The following is an 18,241-nucleotide window of genomic DNA, read 5'->3' as shown; positions in this document are numbered from 1 at the left end:
GACGCTGCAGCAGCGCGACGGGTTACAGTGTTGGGCAGCAGCACCCAGCGCTCGCCCAATGCTTCCCGGGCATGGCGACGTACTCACTGAAATCGACTCAGCGTTTAAAGCCGCTCGGGCAGCCGGGCGCGCAAGTCTACGGGTCGCAGCGCCGTGTAGTCCTTGTCCATCTCCAGGGACACCAGTGAACTGAGCGGTGCACCGAAGTTCGTGCGCAGCTGGCCGAGAAACGCGGGCGCCGCTACCACCACGAGGCGTTTGAAGTCATTGTCCACGCGCCCTCGCTCAAGCCGGTCCGCAATCAACTTGGCGAAGCGAATCTGCTCCTGTTCCTTGGGCTCGACCTGGACCTCCATCGCATGGCGTCCCTCACCGTGGCTGTCGAAGCTGCGCCCAGGGCGGTCGCTGGTGAGTTTCATCTGCTTCGCGCGTGCCTCGGGGTTGTCAAAGGTCATAAGCTCGGTCAAAGGCGCCGTCGGCGAGTCTGCGGCAAAGAGCGTAGCGTTGCCGCTGTTCGCGGCGAGAATCCGGATTTTTGTCATGATGTTTATCCTCAAAATTTTCACTCGAGCTTCGGCAACCCCGAGTGGTGATCTTTTTCCACGCAACGCAGGGGCATCAGCCACCAGGTGCGGCTCGTCGCGCGCATCGACGAAACCCCCCATTTTTTGCCTGACGCGGCAAGGTGGAGCAGGAACAGATCGTCGGCGCGGCGCGCCGATCTCGGGAAACAGTGGCCGGTTTTCGTGAAACGGCAGGCGAATCACGCTCTTCGGGTCGAGCGGTTCGCCTTCCTGGCCGACCGGGAGATCGTCGAGGGCCAGGAAGTTGATGGCGCCCGCGGCCTCGACGCGACTGATCTCGGTATCGCCATTGCGCGCATGGTGTTCCAGTATTTGGCGCAGTTCGCGCTCGCGATACCAGGGGATCCCCTCCGGGCCGATCCAGGCATCGAGCAGCTTGCCCGAAGGCCAGGCGACCGGCCACAGGAGTACACGATAGACACGCAGCAACGGCGCAAGTCGCCCCGCCACCTTGAGTGCGTGTCGAGAGAACCAGGGCCGGCGAGACGATCTCGCCGGCGATGGTGATGACCACCGTCGCGAACAGGAAGGCCGCGACACCGGCCATGACCGAATCGGCCAGCAGCGTCAGCAGCACGTTGATGGCGACATTGCCCCACAGGATCGTGCTCAGCGTGCGATTGGCGTCGCGCCGCAATGCCAGCACCTGCCGTGCGTCGGCATCACCGCTCTCGGCTGCGGCCTCGAGGCGCAGCCGGCTCAGGCTGAACACCGCCAGGTTGAGTCCGGAAAACATCGCCGACTGGGACAGGCAGAAGGCGATGCCAAGCCAGACAAGGAGATCGTTCATGGCGCTTCCTCCAAAATGCGTTGGCTGCGAAGCAGATCATTGCGGCGAGTAAGGATCGATCAAGCCTCGCGCTGCAGCAGCACGACGGAGCGCGGTGCCACCTCCAGTCGGGCGCCTGCCATGTGTGGCGCTGCCGCGTCGACCCAGCCGCGCGCGGTGTCGAGCAGCAGCGTCCAGCGTGTGCCCCAGCGTTTTTCCGGCAGCATAAACTCCAGCACCGCGTGGTGGGCATTGAAGATCAGGTAGAAGCTGGCGTCGGTCACCGGGTCGCCATGGGTGTTGGGGTTGGGAATGGTGTCGCCGTTAATGAAGACGCCGAGGCTCTTGGCGAACCATTCGCCCCAGTCTTCCTCGCTCATCTGATCGCCGCCGGGCGTGAACCAGGCGATGTCCTTGCAGTCGGCGCCGTGAATGGCGCGGCCCTGGAACCAGCGGCGCCGGCGGAACGCCGGGTGGGCGTGGCGGAAGGCGATCAGTCGCCGGGTGAACGCATGCAGGTCCTGGTCGACCTGTGCCCAGTCGAGCCAGGAGATTTCGTTGTCCTGGCAGTAGGCGTTGTTGTTGCCGTTCTGGGTACGGCCGGCCTCGTCGCCCGCGAGCAGCATGGGCACGCCTTGCGACAACATCAGGGTAACGAGGACATTGCGCTGCTGGCGGGCGCGCAGGGCAAGGATAGCGGGATCGTCGGTGGGGCCTTCGACGCCGCAGTTCCAGGCGCGGTTGTCGTCGATGCCGTCGCGGTTGTCCTCGCCGTTGGCGAGGTTGTGCTTGTCCTGGTAGGACACCAGGTCGCGCAGGGTGAAGCCGTCATGGGCGGTGACGAAGTTGATGCTGGCGTTCGGGTTGCGCGAGTCGTTGGCATAGAGGTCGGCGCTGCCGGTGAAGCGGTAGGCGAATTCGGCCAGGGTTTCGTCCTGGCCGCGCCAGAAGTCGCGCAGGCTGTCGCGGTACTTGTCGTTCCACTCCGACCAGCCGGGTGGGAAATTGCCCACCTGGTAGCCGCCTTCGCCGACGTCCCACGGCTCGGCAATCAGCTTGACCTGGCTGATCACCGGGTCCTGCTGGATCAGATCGAAGAACGCGGACAGCCGGTGCACCGCGTGCAGTTCACGCGCCAGCGCGGCGGCAAGGTCGAAACGGAAGCCGTCCACGTGCATTTCGAGCACCCAGTAGCGCAGCGAATCCATGATCAGTTGCAGCACGTGGGGATGACGCATGTTGAGGCTGTTGCCGGTGCCGGTGTAGTCCATGTAGCGGCGGCGGTCGTCCTCCATCAGCCGGTAGTAATACGCGTTGTCGATCCCCTTCAAGCTCAGCACCGGGCCGAATTCGTTGCCCTCGCCCGTGTGGTTGTAGACCACGTCGAGGATGACTTCGACCCCGGCCTGGTGCATGGCCTTCACCATTTGTCTGAACTCGGCGACGGCGGCGCCCGGACGCTTGTCGGCTGCGTAGTCGGCGTGGGGCGCGAGGTAGGCGATTGAGTTGTAGCCCCAGTAATTGCGCAGCCCCTGATCGACCAGGTGCTTGTCGTGGACGAAATGGTGCACCGGCATCAATTCGACGGCGGTGACGCCCAGATGCTTCAGGTACGCGATCGATGCCGGGTGCACAAGACCGGCATAGGTGCCGCGCAGGTCGGGCGGCACCTCCGGATGTTGGGCGGTGAAGCCCTTGACGTGCAGTTCGTAAATGACGGTTTCGTGCCAGGGCCGCTGCAACAGGCGGTCTCCCTCCCAATCAAAGATGGGCTGCTGGACGATGCACTTGGGCATGAAGGGCGCGCTGTCCGCATCGTTGCGCACGTCCGGGCCGTCGGCGAAGCGGTAGGGAAACACCGCTTCATCCATGCAAACGTCGCCGTCGATGGCTTTGGCGTAGGGGTCGAGCAGCAGCTTGGCGGGGTTGCAGCGGTGGCCGTTGTGCGGTTCCCACGGGCCATGCACGCGAAAGCCGTAGCGCTGCCCCGCCTTGATCCCCGGGAAGTAGCCGTGCCAGCAGTGACCGCTGACCTCCGGCAGATCGACGCGGGTTTCGTGGCCCGCTTCGTCGAACAGGCACAATTCGACGCGCTGGGCGACTTCCGCGAACAGCGAGAAATTGGTGCCGCCGCTGTCGCAGGTGGCGCCGAGCGGGTAGGAATTGCCGGGCCAGATTTTCATGTTGGTGGGTGCATGACGGTTTCGTTGGCTATAAACAATGGATAGGAAATATCACATACGAGGGAAAACTTGTGGAGCATCGCGATGTTTGAAAGGCGGGGACGCGAAAAAGTGATGGCGTTTGTCATGGCGGGCGGCGAGGGCTCACGCTTGCGACCCCTGACGGCAGACCGCTGCAAACCGGCGGTGCCGTTTGGAAGCCGCTACCGCATCGTCGATTTCGTGTTGAGCAATCTGGCGAACTCCGATATTCGTTCAATCTATTTGCTGGTGCAATACATGCCGCAGTCGCTCATCGAGCATATTCGCAAGGCGTGGACAGTTTCTCCGCTGTTTTCCGAGCAGTTCGTGACGGTGGTGCCGCCGCAAATGACCAAAGAACATATGCACTTCGGCGGCACGGCAGATGCGGTGTATCAAAGCTTGAACCTGATGAACATGCATCGCCCGGATCTGGTGGCGGTGTTCGGCGCGGACCACATTTATCGCATGGATGTGCGGCAGATGGTGCGCTTCCATTGCGAGAACGAGGCGGATGTCACGGTGGCCGCGCTGCCGGTTCCCCTCGATCAGGTTTCCAACTTCGGCATCATCGAAACCGATTCGTCAGGAAGAATCCACGGCTTCCAGGAGAAACCCGCCCAGGCGAAACCGATGCCGAACGATTCGCAGCGCGCCTACGCATCGATGGGGAATTATCTGTTCAGGGCGGACATGCTGAGAGAAGCGCTAGAGGAGGCGCACCAACGCGACGAGACGGATTTTGGCCACCATGTGCTGCCGCGTCTGTCGAAGACCCATCGGGTGTTTGCCTACGACTTTTCAACCAACGTGGTGCCTGGCACCAAACCTTATGAGGAAGCGGGCTACTGGCGCGACGTGGGCACACTGGACACCTATTTCGCGGCGCACATGGATGTGCTCGGCACCGAGCCGTGCTTCGACGCCTTCAATCCGCAATGGCCGATTTATTCCAGTCATTATCAGGGGCCGACCGCGCGGGTGATTCGCGGCGATCTCGACAATGTGCTGCTGGGCGCGGCGACCATCGTCAGCGACGCGACCATACGCAATTCGCTCCTGCGACGCGAGGTGGTGGTCGAACCGGGGGCCGTGATCGAGGACTGCGTGATCATGGACTATGTGCGCATCGGCGCCGGCGCCAGGCTGCGTCATGCGATCATCGATCGGCATAACAAGATCGCGCCCGGCACGCAGATCGGCTACGACCACGAACGCGACCGCGCGGCCGGCTACCATGTCACCGAAGGCGGACTCGTCGTGCTTCCGCTGGGCGATGTCCGGTATTACGCTCGCGAGGGATATCGTGACGGGGGTGGGTATTCCGAGTAGACGTGGTTTTTCTGCCGCAAAAGCAGTTCACCACAGAGGCACAGAGGCACAGAGCCAAAAATTGGCTATGTCATTGTTAGTTGTTGAAGTCATGTCTTGCCCCTCTGATGAAGCGCCCATCCTTCGGCATCCCGCTGGGGTGTGCTGTTGTAGGAGGCCCGCCCTCGGGCCGATGCCGTGGAGATTGCGACGGCGCGCAAATCGGGGCGAGGGCGCCCCTCCCACAGCGCTGGCCAACACCAACAAATAACGATGAAAGAGCCAAAAAATTGCAGGAAGACTTGCCGTCCCCAAACCGGGAACGATGCGTACAGGACCTTTTCCTTGTTTTTCAACGCTGTGCCTCTGTGTCTCTGTGGTGAATGAACTCAGGTTTTCAGGTTGATTTTCCCCGAGCCGACATGCACACCGCCCTGCTGATTCTCAACGCCGGTTCTTCCAGCCTTAAATTCGCCGTCTATCAGGCCGATGCGGCGGGCAGCCTGCAGGCCGGCTATCGCGGCGTCATCGAGGAGATCGGCCGCAACGGGCGCTTCCAGGTGTTTCACGCGCCCGACGCCGGCGGCCCGATCGATCAGGCCGTCTCCGTAGCCAACCATGAGCAGGCGCTGAAGCAGGTTTTGGACTGGCTGGAAACGCGCCACCCCGGCCTGGCATTTCGCGCAGCCGGGCATCGCGTGGTGCATGGCGGCGCCGACTACATCCTTCCGGTGCGGGTCGATGCGGCCGTGATGGCGGACCTGGAAAAGCTCATTCCGCTGAGCCCCCTGCACCAACCCCACAACCTGGCGGGCATCCGTGCACTGGCCCGGCTGCGCCCGGACTTGCCGCAGGTCGCCTGCTTCGATACCGCATTCCACCACACCCTGCCGCCGCTGGCCCGGCACTTCGCTCTGCCGCGCGAACTCGGCGAACGCGGCATCCGCCGCTACGGATTTCACGGCCTGTCCTACGAGCACATCGCCAGCGTACTGCCGGACTATCTGGGCACCGCGGCCGAGGGCCGGGTGGTGGTCGCCCACCTGGGCAACGGCGCCAGCCTGTGCGCGATGCGGGGACGGTGCAGCGTGGAAACCTCGATGAGCTTTACCCCGCTGGATGGCATTCCCATGGCTAGCCGCTGCGGCGCGCTCGACCCCGGCGTGCTGCTCTATCTGCTGCGCGAGGAGGGCATGAGCCTGGAACAGCTTGATGACCTGCTGCACCGCCGCTCCGGCCTGCTCGGCGTCTCCGGCACGAGCGGCGACGTGCGGACGCTGCTGGAAAGCAGCCATCCGCATGCCGCCGAAGCGCTCGACCTGTTTGCCTATCGCACCAGCCAGGCCATCGCCGGCCATGCCGTTGCACTGGAAGGCATCGACGCGCTGGTCTTCACCGCGGGCATCGGCGAGCACGCCGCCGCAGTGCGTGCCGCCATCTGCCGCCATCTGGCCTGGCTCGGGCTGACGCTGGATGAGGATGCCAACCAGCGCCACGGCCCCTGCATCAGCCATCCGCACAGCCGCATTGCCGCGTGGGTCATTCCCACCAACGAGGAAAAGGTGATCGCGCGCCATGCCTGGGCGCTGACCGGACCGGCCAGTTTGTAACTCTGCGCCACCACAATGGCGCCAAGCTTCGCGCCTGAGCGCATTGAAAAGGAGAACCCCATGAACAGCGCCAATCCGATTTCCGATCCCCTTCTCCCTGCCGACGAACTGGGCAAGATCAACGCCTACTGGCGCGCCTGCATCTATCTGGCGGCAGGGATGATTTATCTGCGCGACAACCCCTTGCTGCGGGCGCCGCTGCAGCCCGAGCACATCAAGCAACGGCTGCTCGGCCACTGGGGCGCCAGCCCGGGCCTGAGCTTCACCCTACGTCCATCTCAATAGGCTGATCAACAAGTACGACCTCGACGCCATCTTCCTGGCCGGCCCCGGCCATGGCGCGCCCGGCGTGCTGGGGCCGGTGTATCTGGAGGGGGTCTACAGCGAGGTGTATCCCAACAAGAGCGAAGACGACGCAGGCATGCGCCGTTTCTTCAAGGAGTTTTCCTTCCCCGGCGGCATCGGCAGTCACTGCACGCCGGAAACCCCCGGCTCGATCCACGAAGGCGGCGAGCTCGGCTACAGCGTCTCGCATGCCTTCGGCGCGGCGTTCGACAACCCGGATCTGCTGGTGGCCGTGATGGTGGGCGACGGCGAGGCCGAAACCGGGCCGCTGGCCACAGCATGGCATTCCAACAAGTTTCTCAATCCGATCCGCGATGGCGCGGTGCTGCCCATCCTCCATCTCAACGGCTACAAGATCAACAACCCGACGCTGCTGGCGCGCATCTCGCACGATGAGCTGGAGAACCTGTTCAAGGGCTATGGCTGGACGCCGTATTTCGTCGAGGGATCGGACCCGATGACCATGCATGCCGCGATGGCCGGGGTAATGGAGCAGTGCGTGCTGGAGATCCGCCGCATCCAGGACGAGGCACGTGCAAGCGGCGTTCCCGGGCGGCCGCGCTGGCCGATGATCGTGCTGCGCTCGCCCAAAGGCTGGACCGGCCCAGCCGAGGTCGACGGCAAGAAGGTGGAGGGCTTCTGGCGTTCGCACCAGGTGCCGCTGGCCGAGGTGCGCAGCAACCCGGCGCACCTGCAGCAACTGGAAGCCTGGCTGCGCAGCTATGACCCCGACGCCTTGTTCGACGCGGCGGGGCGCCTGCGCCCGGAACTGAAGGCGCTGGCGCCCACGGGCAACCGTCGCATGAGCGCCAACCCGCATGCCAACGGCGGCCTGTTGCGTCGCCCGTTGCGCATGCCGGACTTCCGCGATTACGCGGCGCAGCTGCCCGGCCCCGGCAAGGTCGCGGCCGAGAACACGCGCCCGCTGGGCAAGCTGCTGCGCGACGTGATGGCGCAGAACATGGACAACTTCCGCGTCTTCGGCCCGGACGAGAACGCCTCCAACAAGCTCGACAACCTCTACGAAGTCACCCAGAAAACCTGGCTGGCCGACATCTACCCGGAAGACGCCGGCGGCAGCGAGCTGTCGCCCGATGGCCGGGTGATGGAGATGCTGTCCGAACACACCCTGGAAGGCTGGCTGGAAGGCTATCTGCTGACCGGGCGGCACGGCTTCCTGTCCACCTACGAGGCCTTCGTTCACATCATCGATTCGATGTTCAACCAGCATGCCAAGTGGCTGGCGATGTCCAGCAAGGTGCCGTGGCGGGCGCCGGTGGCGTCGCTCAACCTCTTGATCACCTCGACGGTCTGGCGCCAGGACCACAACGGCTTCACCCATCAGGATCCGGGTTTCCTCGACGTGGTGGTCAACAAGAGTCCCGCCGTGACCCGCATCTACCTGCCGCCCGACGTCAACACCCTGCTGGTGACCGCCGCAAAGTGCCTGGAGAGTACCGACCTCATCAACGTGATCGTCTGCGACAAGCAGAAACACCTGCAGTACCTGGACATGGATGCGGCGATCAGGCACTGCACCAAGGGCATCGGCATCTGGGAATGGGCGAGCAACGACGCCGGCTTGGAGCCGGACGTGGTGATGGCCTGCGTCGGCGACATTCCCACCAAGGAGGCGCTGGCGGCAACGGTGCTGCTGCGCGAGCACTTCCCCGACCTGAAGGTTCGTTTCATCAATGTGATAGACCTCTACAAGCCGGTCCCGCCCAGCGAACATCCGCACGGCCTCCCGGATCGGGATTTTGACAGCCTGTTCACCCTGGACAAGCCGGTGATCTTCAACTTCCACGGCTATCCCTGGCTGATCCATCGCCTGGCCTACCGCCGCACCAACCACGACAACATGCATGTGCGCGGCTACAAGGAGAAGGGCAGCATCAACACGCCGCTGGAACTGGCGATCGAGAACGAAATCGACCGCTTCAGTCTGGCCATCGACGTGATCAACCGTGTCCCCGCCCTGCAGGTGGCCGGCGCCCACGTCAAGCAAAAGCTGCGCGACATGCAGATCGAGTGCCGCAATTACGCCCACGAATACGGGGTGGATTTGCCGGAAGCGGATGCGTGGACGTGGCCGTATTGACCCGGATGTTTCTACTCACTGACCGCGATGATCGAAATTGACGCATCGTTCGGCGAAGGCGGCGGCCAGATCCTGCGCAGCGCCCTGGCCCTGTCGGTGATCACCGGCGAGGCCATGCGGCTGACCAACATCCGCGCCCGGCGTCCGCAGCCGGGCATGAAGCCCCAGCACCTGAAGGCGGTCGAGGCGGCGGCGCAGATCAGCGCTGCCCAGGTGGAGGGGGCGACCCTGGGCTCGCAGACCCTGTGCTTTGAGCCGGCGGGCCTGCATGGCGGGAAATATGCTTTCGACATCGGCACCGCGGGCGCGGTCAGCCTGCTGCTGCAGACCGTCTACCTGCCGCTCAGCTTTGCCGATGGCCCGTCCCGGCTGACGCTGGTCGGCGGCACCCACGTGCCCTGGAGCCCCTGCTATCACTATCTGCAGTGGCAGTGGCTGCCCTACCTGGCCGCGGCCGGCTACCGCGTCGATTGCAGTCTCGAGCGTGCAGGCTTCTATCCGCGTGGCGGCGGCCTGCTGCACGTGAATATCGTGCCGAGCCGACATCTCTCGCCGCTGCGTATCACCGAGCGCGGCCGGCTGCTGCGCATCCGCGGCCTGTCCGGCGTCGGTCGGCTCGACCGCTCGATTGCCGAGCGGCAACGCAAGCAGGCGATCGACCAGCTGCGCGAACTGGCGGTGCCGCTGGAGATCGAGGTCGCTGACGTGCCTGCTGCTTCGCCCGGCACCTTCATCGTGTTGCAGGCGGAATTCGAAGGCGGTCGCTGCTGCGCCTTCGCGCTGGGCGCCCGGCACAAACTTGCGGAGAAGGTGGCGGACGAGGCTGTGGCAGAACTGCGTGCGGACATCGTCGCAGGGGGCGCCATCGATGCCTGGCTGGCCGACCAGCTGCTGCTGCCCTTGGCCTTTATTCCTGGGGAATCGGCGTTGTCCGTCTGCCGCATCAGCCGGCACCTGCGCACCAACGCCGAACTGCTGGGCTACTTTCTGCCCGTCTCCGTCGAGATCGATGGCGAAATCGACCAGCCTGGAATGGTGCGCCTGCGCGGTGTGGCCGCCCCAGCGCCCTGACATGATCCCGACCCATGAACTGTTGTCGCGCATCCGCTGGGATGCGGCATTCGCCACCAGCCGCTTCGTCATCGGCTACTGGGATCGGGTGGCGAGCAGGGTGCGGCACGCCGATCTGCGCGAGATCAGCCGGGACGCCGACAACCCGACCCTCTTCGATCTGCTGGACGAGGAGGGGGTGGCGCACAGCATCCCGTTCCATCGGGTAAGAGAGGTGTGGCGGGACGGCAAGCTGATTCGGCAGCGCCACCCGCCGGGCGACATCCCGGCGTAAAGGACGAATACCCGAAGCTTTCTCGTCATATCGCTTTTCAGAAACAGGCCACACGCCGACGGAAGCCCTGTGCTTCTGCCGTTTTAACGGCATAAAAGCCGCGTCTGCTTCGTGCTAGACTGCCTCAAAACCCGAGACAAGCATGGCCGAGGCGTCTGATCTTTCCCGTACCGAACCTGCCAGTCCGCGGCGCCTGCAACAGGCGCGCAGCGCGGGCGATGTGCCGCGCTCTGCCGAACTCACGGCGTGGGGGGTGTTGCTGTCGGCGCTGGGCATGCTGGGCTGGCTGGCGCCGCGCTTGATCGATGCCTTGCAGGCCCTGACCACGGCGGCTTTCATTTATGCCGCGCAGCCCCTTTCCCCGGTTTTTGTCGAAGCGGCACAGTCTGCGCTGTGGGCGGTGCTGCCGGTACTGGCCGTCATTTTTGTCGCCGCGCTGGTGGCGCCGATGCTGCTTTCGGGCTGGGTGTATGCGCCCCAGATCACCCAGGCCGACCTCACGCGTGCCAATCCTTTCAAACCCTTTGTCCGGCTGTTTTCCGCTGACGCCATTTTTGATGGTTCGATGGCGCTGCTGAAACTGGCGCTCGCCGCTACCGCGGTCGGCTGGGCGCTGGAAAGCGGCTGGGCGGGGCTGCAAAGCCTGGCTGGCAGCGAGCGGACCGTGGCGCTGGATGCGGCGGCAGCCTGGGTGGGGCGTGGCGTGCTGGCGCTGGCGGCGGCGCTGGCGCTGGCGGCGGCGCTGGATGCCGGCTGGCGCTGGTGGCGCTACCTGCGACGGCATGCGATGACCTGGCAGGAGGTGGTGGCCGAGGCACGCGAAGCCGAGGGCAGCCCGGAAATGCGCGCACGGCTGCGCGGCCGTCAGCAGCAGGCGGGGCAGGGCCGAAGCCCTCTCCCTAACCCTGATGAAACACCTAACCATTCGACTAAGCCCGCAAGCGGGCAAGTCGCTGGTTATCCCCCAGGGGGGGAGGGGACAAACGTGATGCCCAGGACGATTAACGAGGTGATCGGATGAGTGCGCAGGGCGTGATGGTGATGGGCATGCCGCTGAACCGGCTGGCAGTGCCGGGGCTGGTGCTGCTGATTCTGGCGATGATGATATTGCCGCTGCCCACCTTCATGCTCGACGTGCTGTTCACGCTCAACATCGCGCTGGCGATGATCGTGATGCTGGTGAGCCTGAACGCGCGGCGCCCGCTCGATTTTTCGGTGTTTCCTACGGTGCTGTTGCTGACCACCTTGTTGCGCCTGTCGCTCAACGTCGCGTCCACCCGCATCATCCTGATGCAGGGCCACACCGGGCCGGATGCGGCAGGCAAGGTGATCGAGTCCTTCGGCAATTTCCTGGTCGGCGGCAACTACGTCGTCGGCTTCGTGGTGTTCCTGATTCTGGTCATCATCAACTTCGTCGTCATCACCAAGGGTGCCGGGCGCATCGCCGAGGTGGCGGCGCGCTTCACCCTGGATTCGATGCCGGGCAAGCAGCTGGCGGTCGATGCCGACCTCAACGCCGGCTTCATCAACGAAAGCGAAGCGCGCACACGCCGCAGCGAGATTGGCCGCGAAGCCGACTTTTACGGCGCGATGGACGGCGCCTCCAAGTTCGTGCGCGGCGACGCCATCGCCGGCATCATCATCCTGCTGGTGAACCTGATCGGCGGCATTCTGGTCGGGCTGTTCCAGCATGATCTGGGGCTGACCGAGGCGCTCGGGCGCTACGCGCTGCTGACGGTGGGCGACGGCCTGGTGACGCAGATTCCAGCGCTGATCATCTCGACCGCGGCGGGCATCGTGGTCAGCCGTGCGTCGAGCGAGCAGGACTTGTCGCGCGAGTTCTCCACCCAGATTTTCGGCCGGCCGCAGACGCTGTATGTCGCAGCCGCGGTGCTGGGCGCGCTGGGGCTGATCCCGGGGACGCCGCATCTGGCATTTCTCACCATCGCAGCGGTGCTGGGTGGGTTGGGATTCTGGTTGATGCGCCGTCAGCGCGCGGCGTTTGATGTCGAGCCGCTGGCGCTGATCGATGAAGAAATCGCGCCTGCCGATGTCACCTGGGACGACATCCCGCCGGTCGACGTGCTGGCGCTCGAAGTCGGCTACCGGCTGATCCCGCTGGTCGACCGCAACCAGGGTGGCGCCGCGCTCACCCGGATCACCGAGGCGCGCCGCCGCTTCGCCACCGACATGGGGCTGGTGGTGCCGCTCATCCGCGTACGCGACAATCTCGACCTCAAACCCAACAGCTATCGCATCACGCTCAAGGGCGTCGACGTCGCGCACGGCGAACTGCCCAGCGGCCAGGTGCTGGCGGTCGACATGGGCGAGGTGCTGGGACAACTCGACGGCACGCCGGGGGAGGACCCGCTGACCGGGCTGGCCGGCATCTGGATCGACGCCGGACGGGTCGAGGAAGCCGAACTGCGCGGCTTTGTGGTGCTGGAATCCGCCGAACTGATCGCGCGTCAGGTCGAGGCCGTGTTCCGCCAGCACGCGCCCGAACTGCTGGGGCGAAGCGAAGTGCAGCAACTGCTCGACACGCTGGCGCGCAGCCATCCGGGGCTGGTCGAGGACGTGACGCCGCGCCATCTGCCGCTGACCAGCGTGCAGGCCGTGCTGCAGCAGCTGATCGCAGAAAACGTCTCGATCCGCGACACCCGTACCCTGTTCGAAACGCTGGCGGCACGCGCGCCGAAAAGCCAGGCGATCGACGACCTGGTGGAAACCGTGCGCGCGGCGCTGGGACGCAGCATCGTCGACCGCCTGTTCGAAGGCAGCAACACGCTGCAGGTGATCGGCCTCGCAGCAACGACCGAAACCCGCTTGCTGCACGAGATGGGCGACGAGGGCGAGGCCCTGCTGTCGCCCACCACGCTGGATGCCCTGAACGACGCCGCCGAATGCGCGCTGGCCGAGCAGGAAGGCGCAGGCTACCCGCCGGTGCTGCTGACCTCGCCCGGCTTGCGCGCCATGCTGGCGCGGCTGTTGCGGCGCAACCTGCCGCGGCTTGCGGTGATTGCCTACGCCGAGGTGCCTGCCGATAAAATGGTCCAGGTGAGCACAGAACTGTCGATAGGAGAAGGCGCATGAGCGTGCAGATATTCGTCGCGGCGAACGCGCGCGAAGGCCTCGCGCGCATTCGCCGCGAGCTGGGCGACGACGCTGTGGTGTTGTCCACGCGACCGCACCCGCAGGGCGTCGAGCTGCTGGCCAGCGCCTACGGCGAACTGGCGGTGCCGGCGGTCAGCGAGACGCCGGATACGGCCGGCAGCTCGCGCATCCTCAACGAGCTGTCGCGCTTGCGCGGCATGCTGCAAAACCAGCTGGCCGGCTTTGCCTGGGGCGCGGCACGGCGGCGCGACCCGGCGCGGGTGGCCGTGATGCAAACCCTGTTCGCCGCCGGCTTCGGCAGCGCGCTCGCCCGCACCCTGGCCGCGCGCCTGCCGCGCGGGCTCGATACCGACGCCGCCCAGCGCTGGCTGCGCCAGGTGCTGATCCGCAACCTGCCGCTGCTGAGGCGTGAGGCCGACCTGCTGGCGCAGGGAGGCCGTTATGCGCTGGTCGGCTCGACCGGCTCGGGCAAGACCACCACGCTCGCCAAGCTTGCCGCGCGCGGCGTGGATGCGCACGGTGCCGGCGAGGTCGCGCTGGTGGCGGCCGATGCCTACCGCATCGGCGCGGCAGCGCAATTGACGGTGGTTGCCGAGCTGCTGGGCGTGGCGTTGCATGAGGTCAGGGATCAAACCCAACTGGCGCAGCTGCTGCCGCAACTCGCCGCCAAAAAACTGGTGCTGATCGACACCGCAGGGTTTGCACCGACCGACCCGCGCAGCCGCGAAGGGCAGGCGCTCGATGCCCTGGGCGTGCGCCGTCTGCTGGTGATTTCCGCCAGCCAGCAGGGGGCGGCGATCGAGCAGGCGATGACGCATTTTGGTCTGGGCGCGGCCGCCTGCATTCTCACCAAGCTCGACGAAACCCCGCAGCCGGGTGCGGCGCTCGACAGCCTGATCCGTCACCGCCTGCCGCTGGCGTATATCAGCGGCGGCCAGCGCGTGCCGGAAGACCTTCACGCGCCCAACGCCGCCTATCTCATCGACCGCGCGTTGAAGGGTGGCCAGCTCGCCACCCCGTATGCGCTGGAGGCCGGGGACTGGCCGCTGTTTGCCGGCGTCGAGGCCGAGCGCGCCGAGCGCCGCACCCAAAAGGGCACAGGTGCCGGCTGACCAGGCCGCCGGGCTCAGGCGGCGGCGCGCCCAGCAGCCGCCTCCTTGCGTCCACTGCTTTTTCGATACCGCCGACTCCACCGTCCGACTGGCGCAGGCGCTGCATCGGCGCGGCCGGACATCGCTGCTGATCGATGCCTGCGGCCGGGTTTTTTCCGATGCCCCCCGCAGCCTGTTCGACTGGAAGCAACAGCTCGGGCGCGGACAGCTGCACACGCTGCCCATGCCGTACGGCGAGGGCTGGTATGCGCCGGGGATACAGGGGGACGAGCCGGCGTTGATGGCTGCCGCACGGGGCCATGATTGCATCGTGTTCGATGCGCGCCTGAACGCGCCGGACTGGACACCGCTGCCGGGCGCGGCCCAAGTCGTCATCCTGGAAGTGAACGCCACGCACGCATCAATGTTGCAGGGCTACGCCCTGCTCAAAACGCTGTTCCACTCGGAGGTGCCTATCAGTGTCGGCCTGCTGGGGAACGCCGCCGCCTGCGATCAGCTGCTGGCGGCGTGTAAACGGTTTCTCGACCCCGCGTTCACCCAGACCGTTTACAGCGTCGCACACGAGGATGATGCATTCGCCGCGCTTGCCGTTAGAATGACATACGAGGAGACGGGCCTGACGGCGCGTTATAAAACAGAAAGCACTGGAAACATGGCCTTGAAACATGGCTGTTAAACCTTCGTCGCAAGACGAACAGATCACCAAATATGCGCCGCTGGTCAAGCGCATCGCGTATCACATGATGGCGCGGCTGCCTGCCAGCGTCGAAGTCGACGACCTCATCCAGGTGGGCCTGATTGGCCTGATGGATGCGGTGTCCCGCTTCGATGGCAACCAGGGCGCGCAGTTCGAATCCTATGCTACCCAGCGTATCCGTGGCTCCATGCTCGACGAGCTGCGCGAGGCCGATTGGCTGCCGCGTCATGTGCGGCAGAAATCGCGGCAGATCGAATCCGCCATCAACCGGCTGCAGCAGCGCAACGGCAAGCCACCGACCGAGCAGGAAATCTCGGCCGAACTGGACATGCCGATCAACCAGTATCAGTCCATGCTGGGCGACGTGAGATGCTCACAACTTCTGTATTACGAAGACTTCTCGGATGAGGACAGCGCCAGTTTTCTGGAGCGCTATCTGGTCGACGGCAGCAACGATCCGCTTGCGGTGCTGGAGGACGAAGGCTTCCGCGACAGTCTGGTTGCCGCGATCCACAATCTGCCCGAACGCGAACGCAGCATGATGGGCATGTACTACGAACAGGACATGAACCTGAAGGAAATCGGCGCGGTGCTCGGCGTGTCCGAATCGCGCGTGTGCCAGCTGCATTCGCAGGCGGTTGCGCGCCTGCGGGCCCAGTTGAAGATCTGGAAAAGCTGACGCGGCCTGCCTGCCTGGGCCGCAGACGCGGCGGAACACGCGTAAATCCGCGATAATGGCAGCTTGTCCAACCTGCCCGCATCGCCTCCCATGAGCCCAGCCGCCCTCAAGAAAAAAGCCCTCGATTACCACCGCCTGCCCAAGCCCGGCAAGCTCTCGGTCGAGTCGTCCAAGCCCTGTTCTACCCCGGACGACCTATCGCTGTCCTACACCCCCGGGGTGGCGCAACCGGTGCTGGAAATCGCGAAAAATCCCGAGAAGGCCTACGACTACACCAACAAGGGAAACCTGGTCGCGGTGATCACCGACGGCACTGCGATCCTCGGGCTGGGCAACCGCGGCCCGCTCGCCGCCAAGCCGGTGATGGAAGGCAAGGCCGTGCTGTTCAAGCAGTTTGCCGGCATCGACGTCTTCGACATCGAGGTCAACGCCAAGACGCCGCAGGATTTCATCAAGGTGGTGGAAGCGATTGCGCCAACTTTCGGCGGGATTAACCTCGAAGACATCGCCGCGCCGCACTGCTTCGAAATCGAGGCCGCGCTGAAGAAGAAGCTCGACATTCCGGTGTTCCACGACGACCAGCACGGCACCGCCACCATCATCTGCGCCGGCCTCATCAATGCCCTGCACGTGCAGGGCAAAACGCTGGAGACCGCGAAGATCGTCTGCCTCGGCGCCGGCGCGGCGGGCATCGCGTCGATGAAGCTGCTGGTGGCGATGGGCGCGAGAAAGGCCAACATCCTGCTGGTCGACTCCAAGGGCGTGGTGCACAAGGACCGCACCAACCTCAACAGCTTCAAGAAGGGCTTTGCGCGCAAGACCGCACTGCGCACCCTGGCCGATGCGATGAATGGCGCCGACGTGTTCGTCGGCGTGTCCGGCGGCAATCTGGTGAGCTCGGCGATGGTCAAGAGCATGGCCGACCGCCCGGTGGTCTTCGCGCTGGCCAACCCCACCCCCGAAATCCTGCCGGAAAAGGCTTGTGCCGCGCGCAGCGATCTCATCATGGCAACCGGGCGCTCAGACTTCCCCAACCAGGTCAACAACGTGCTGGGGTTCCCGTTCATCTTTCGCGGCGCGCTCGACGCCCGTGCCAAAGAGATCACCCAGGACATGCTGATCGCAGCAGTTTATGCGCTGGCCGAACTCGCCCGCGAGCCGGTGCCGGCCTCGGTGCTGAAGGCCTACAAGCTGAAGAAGCTGAAATTCGGCCCGGACTACATCCTGCCGAAGCCGTTCGATCCGCGTCTGGCCGAACGCGTCCCGCAGGCGGTCGCCAAGGCGGCGAAGAAGGGGATGGCGGCAGCCAAGCGTCGCCAAGTCTGACCCACTGAAAATCCGAACCGCACCGTGAAGCTGATCGAACGCCCCGTATACCTCAATCTGTTGCGCATCCATCTGCCGCTTGCCGGCTGGGTGTCGATCCTGCACCGGCTGTCGGGCGCGCTGCTGTTTGCGATTCTGCCGCTCGGGGTGTGGGCCCTGTCGGCCTCCCTGGCGGATGAAGCCGGATTTCGGCGCATGGCCGAAGGGATGACGCACCCGCTAAGCAGACTGTTCCTGCTGTTTTTGATCTGGGCGTTTGCGCACCATCTGCTTGCCGGTTTGCGACATTTGGCGCTGGATGTGGACTGGGGCGTGAGCCTGCCGCGCGCGCGGCAGAGCAGTCTCGCGGTCATGCTGGCGACCGGGCTGATCACGCTGCTTGCCGCCTGGGGTCTGTTCGCATGAAATCGGCCACCGGCTCGCACACCGGCACCGGAACCTGGCTGCTGCAGCGTGCCACGGCCGTGGCGCTGGCGCTGGCTTTGCCGGGGTTGGCGATTTATTTCATGACAGCGCTGCCGATCGATTTCAACGACTGGCAGGCGCTATTCGCGCCGCTGTGGCTGCGCGTTCTGATGCTGCTGACAGTTGCGGTGCTGGCGCTGCATGCCTGGGTGGGAATGCGCGATATATTCATGGACTACGTTCGGCCCACGGGCCTGCGGCTGGCGCTGTATCTGGTGGTCATCGTCATCCTGGCGGGCAGCGTGGTCTGGCTCGCTGCCATCGTGTGGGGCACGGCATGAACACGCGCCGCTTCGACGCGCTCATCATCGGCGGCGGCGGCGCCGGTCTGCGCGCGGCGCTGCAGTTGGCGCGCTCCGACTACACGGTCGCGGTGGTGTCGAAAGTCTTCCCCACGCGCTCGCACACGGTATCGGCACAGGGCGGCATTACCGCCGCGCTCGCCAACGTCGACGACGACCGCTGGGAATGGCACATGTACGACACGGTCAAGGGCGGCGACTGGCTGGGCGACCAGGACGCGATCGAGTTCATGTGCCGCGAGGCCGCCACGGCGGTCTACGAGCTCGAACACATGGG

15 protein-coding genes and 2 pseudogenes are annotated in these 18,241 nt (G+C 65.0%); 14 read left to right on the top strand and 3 right to left on the bottom strand.

Going from position 1 to position 18,241, the window contains the following annotated elements:
* Positions 1-104 precede the first annotated feature (104 nt).
* The 3 genes and pseudogenes from ABW22_RS18290 to glgX form a co-directional block, all read right to left on the bottom strand.
* Positions 105-1,124 carry a host attachment protein gene (locus ABW22_RS18290; RefSeq protein ID WP_269083915.1) on the bottom strand — a complete coding sequence of 340 codons (1,020 nt, stop codon included), beginning with the start codon at positions 1,122-1,124 and terminating at the stop codon, positions 105-107.
* Positions 1,120-1,320 (bottom strand): annotated as a pseudogene (locus ABW22_RS18470) (DUF21 domain-containing protein); the annotation flags it as partial. The gene ABW22_RS18290 and the pseudogene ABW22_RS18470, both read right to left, overlap by 5 nt.
* Before the next feature lie 113 nt (positions 1,321-1,433).
* Positions 1,434-3,536, bottom strand: a complete 2,103-nt coding sequence (gene glgX, locus ABW22_RS15180; protein ID WP_059758733.1) for a glycogen debranching protein GlgX — start codon at positions 3,534-3,536, stop codon at positions 1,434-1,436.
* 84 nt (positions 3,537-3,620) lie between these two features.
* Here glgX and ABW22_RS15175 point away from each other — a divergent pair, with 84 nt between their 5' ends.
* The 14 genes and pseudogenes from ABW22_RS15175 to ABW22_RS15110 form a co-directional block, all read left to right on the top strand.
* Entirely contained in the window at positions 3,621-4,889 is a 1,269-nt protein-coding gene (locus ABW22_RS15175) for a glucose-1-phosphate adenylyltransferase (RefSeq protein ID WP_059758771.1), read from the top strand.
* Positions 4,890-5,290: 401 nt separating this feature from the next.
* Entirely contained in the window at positions 5,291-6,478 is a 1,188-nt protein-coding gene (locus tag ABW22_RS15170; RefSeq protein WP_059758730.1) for an acetate/propionate family kinase, read from the top strand.
* 60 nt (positions 6,479-6,538) lie between these two features.
* Positions 6,539-8,924, top strand: a pseudogene (locus ABW22_RS15165) (phosphoketolase).
* A 27-nt stretch (positions 8,925-8,951) separates the two neighbouring features.
* A complete protein-coding gene (rtcA, locus tag ABW22_RS15160) occupies positions 8,952-9,995 on the top strand; it encodes an RNA 3'-terminal phosphate cyclase (protein WP_082708938.1) in 1,044 nt (347 codons plus the stop codon).
* A gap of 1 nt (position 9,996) precedes the next feature.
* The gene (locus ABW22_RS15155; RefSeq protein ID WP_059758768.1) at positions 9,997-10,269 is read left to right on the top strand and encodes a DUF504 domain-containing protein; all 273 of its coding nucleotides are present in this window, start codon (positions 9,997-9,999) and stop codon (positions 10,267-10,269) included.
* Between the two features lie 142 nt (positions 10,270-10,411).
* The gene (locus ABW22_RS15150) at positions 10,412-11,290 is read left to right on the top strand and encodes an EscU/YscU/HrcU family type III secretion system export apparatus switch protein (protein WP_082708937.1); all 879 of its coding nucleotides are present in this window, start codon (positions 10,412-10,414) and stop codon (positions 11,288-11,290) included.
* Entirely contained in the window at positions 11,287-13,362 is a 2,076-nt protein-coding gene (gene flhA, locus ABW22_RS15145; RefSeq protein WP_059758724.1) for a flagellar biosynthesis protein FlhA, read from the top strand. Before ABW22_RS15150 ends, flhA begins: the two co-directional genes overlap by 4 nt.
* Positions 13,359-14,495 carry a flagellar biosynthesis protein FlhF gene (flhF, locus tag ABW22_RS15140; protein WP_059758721.1) on the top strand — a complete coding sequence of 379 codons (1,137 nt, stop codon included), beginning with the start codon at positions 13,359-13,361 and terminating at the stop codon, positions 14,493-14,495. The genes flhA and flhF overlap by 4 nt, the downstream gene beginning before the upstream one ends.
* Positions 14,485-15,171, top strand: coding sequence for a hypothetical protein (locus ABW22_RS15135; RefSeq protein ID WP_059758718.1), 687 nt, complete (start codon positions 14,485-14,487; stop codon positions 15,169-15,171). The genes flhF and ABW22_RS15135 overlap by 11 nt, the downstream gene beginning before the upstream one ends.
* The gene (locus tag ABW22_RS15130; protein ID WP_059758715.1) at positions 15,161-15,871 is read left to right on the top strand and encodes an RNA polymerase sigma factor FliA; all 711 of its coding nucleotides are present in this window, start codon (positions 15,161-15,163) and stop codon (positions 15,869-15,871) included. The genes ABW22_RS15135 and ABW22_RS15130 overlap by 11 nt, the downstream gene beginning before the upstream one ends.
* A gap of 90 nt (positions 15,872-15,961) precedes the next feature.
* Positions 15,962-17,197 carry a malic enzyme-like NAD(P)-binding protein gene (locus tag ABW22_RS15125; RefSeq protein ID WP_059758711.1) on the top strand — a complete coding sequence of 412 codons (1,236 nt, stop codon included), beginning with the start codon at positions 15,962-15,964 and terminating at the stop codon, positions 17,195-17,197.
* A 24-nt stretch (positions 17,198-17,221) separates the two neighbouring features.
* Positions 17,222-17,602 carry a succinate dehydrogenase, cytochrome b556 subunit gene (gene sdhC / locus ABW22_RS15120; protein WP_059758708.1) on the top strand — a complete coding sequence of 127 codons (381 nt, stop codon included), beginning with the start codon at positions 17,222-17,224 and terminating at the stop codon, positions 17,600-17,602.
* Positions 17,599-17,943, top strand: coding sequence for a succinate dehydrogenase, hydrophobic membrane anchor protein (gene sdhD / locus ABW22_RS15115; RefSeq protein ID WP_059758706.1), 345 nt, complete (start codon positions 17,599-17,601; stop codon positions 17,941-17,943). The genes sdhC and sdhD overlap by 4 nt, the downstream gene beginning before the upstream one ends.
* Positions 17,940-18,241, top strand: a 302-nt coding sequence (locus tag ABW22_RS15110) for an FAD-dependent oxidoreductase (RefSeq protein WP_157648674.1), incomplete at its 3' end; no start/stop codon positions are given. The genes sdhD and ABW22_RS15110, both read left to right, overlap by 4 nt.

The organism is Thiobacillus denitrificans (assembly GCF_001530125.1).
Lineage (GTDB): Bacteria > Pseudomonadota > Gammaproteobacteria > Burkholderiales > Thiobacillaceae > Thiobacillus > Thiobacillus denitrificans_C.
The sequence above is the reverse complement of the archived record's forward strand: the minus strand, read 5'-3'. Positions and strand labels throughout refer to the sequence as shown.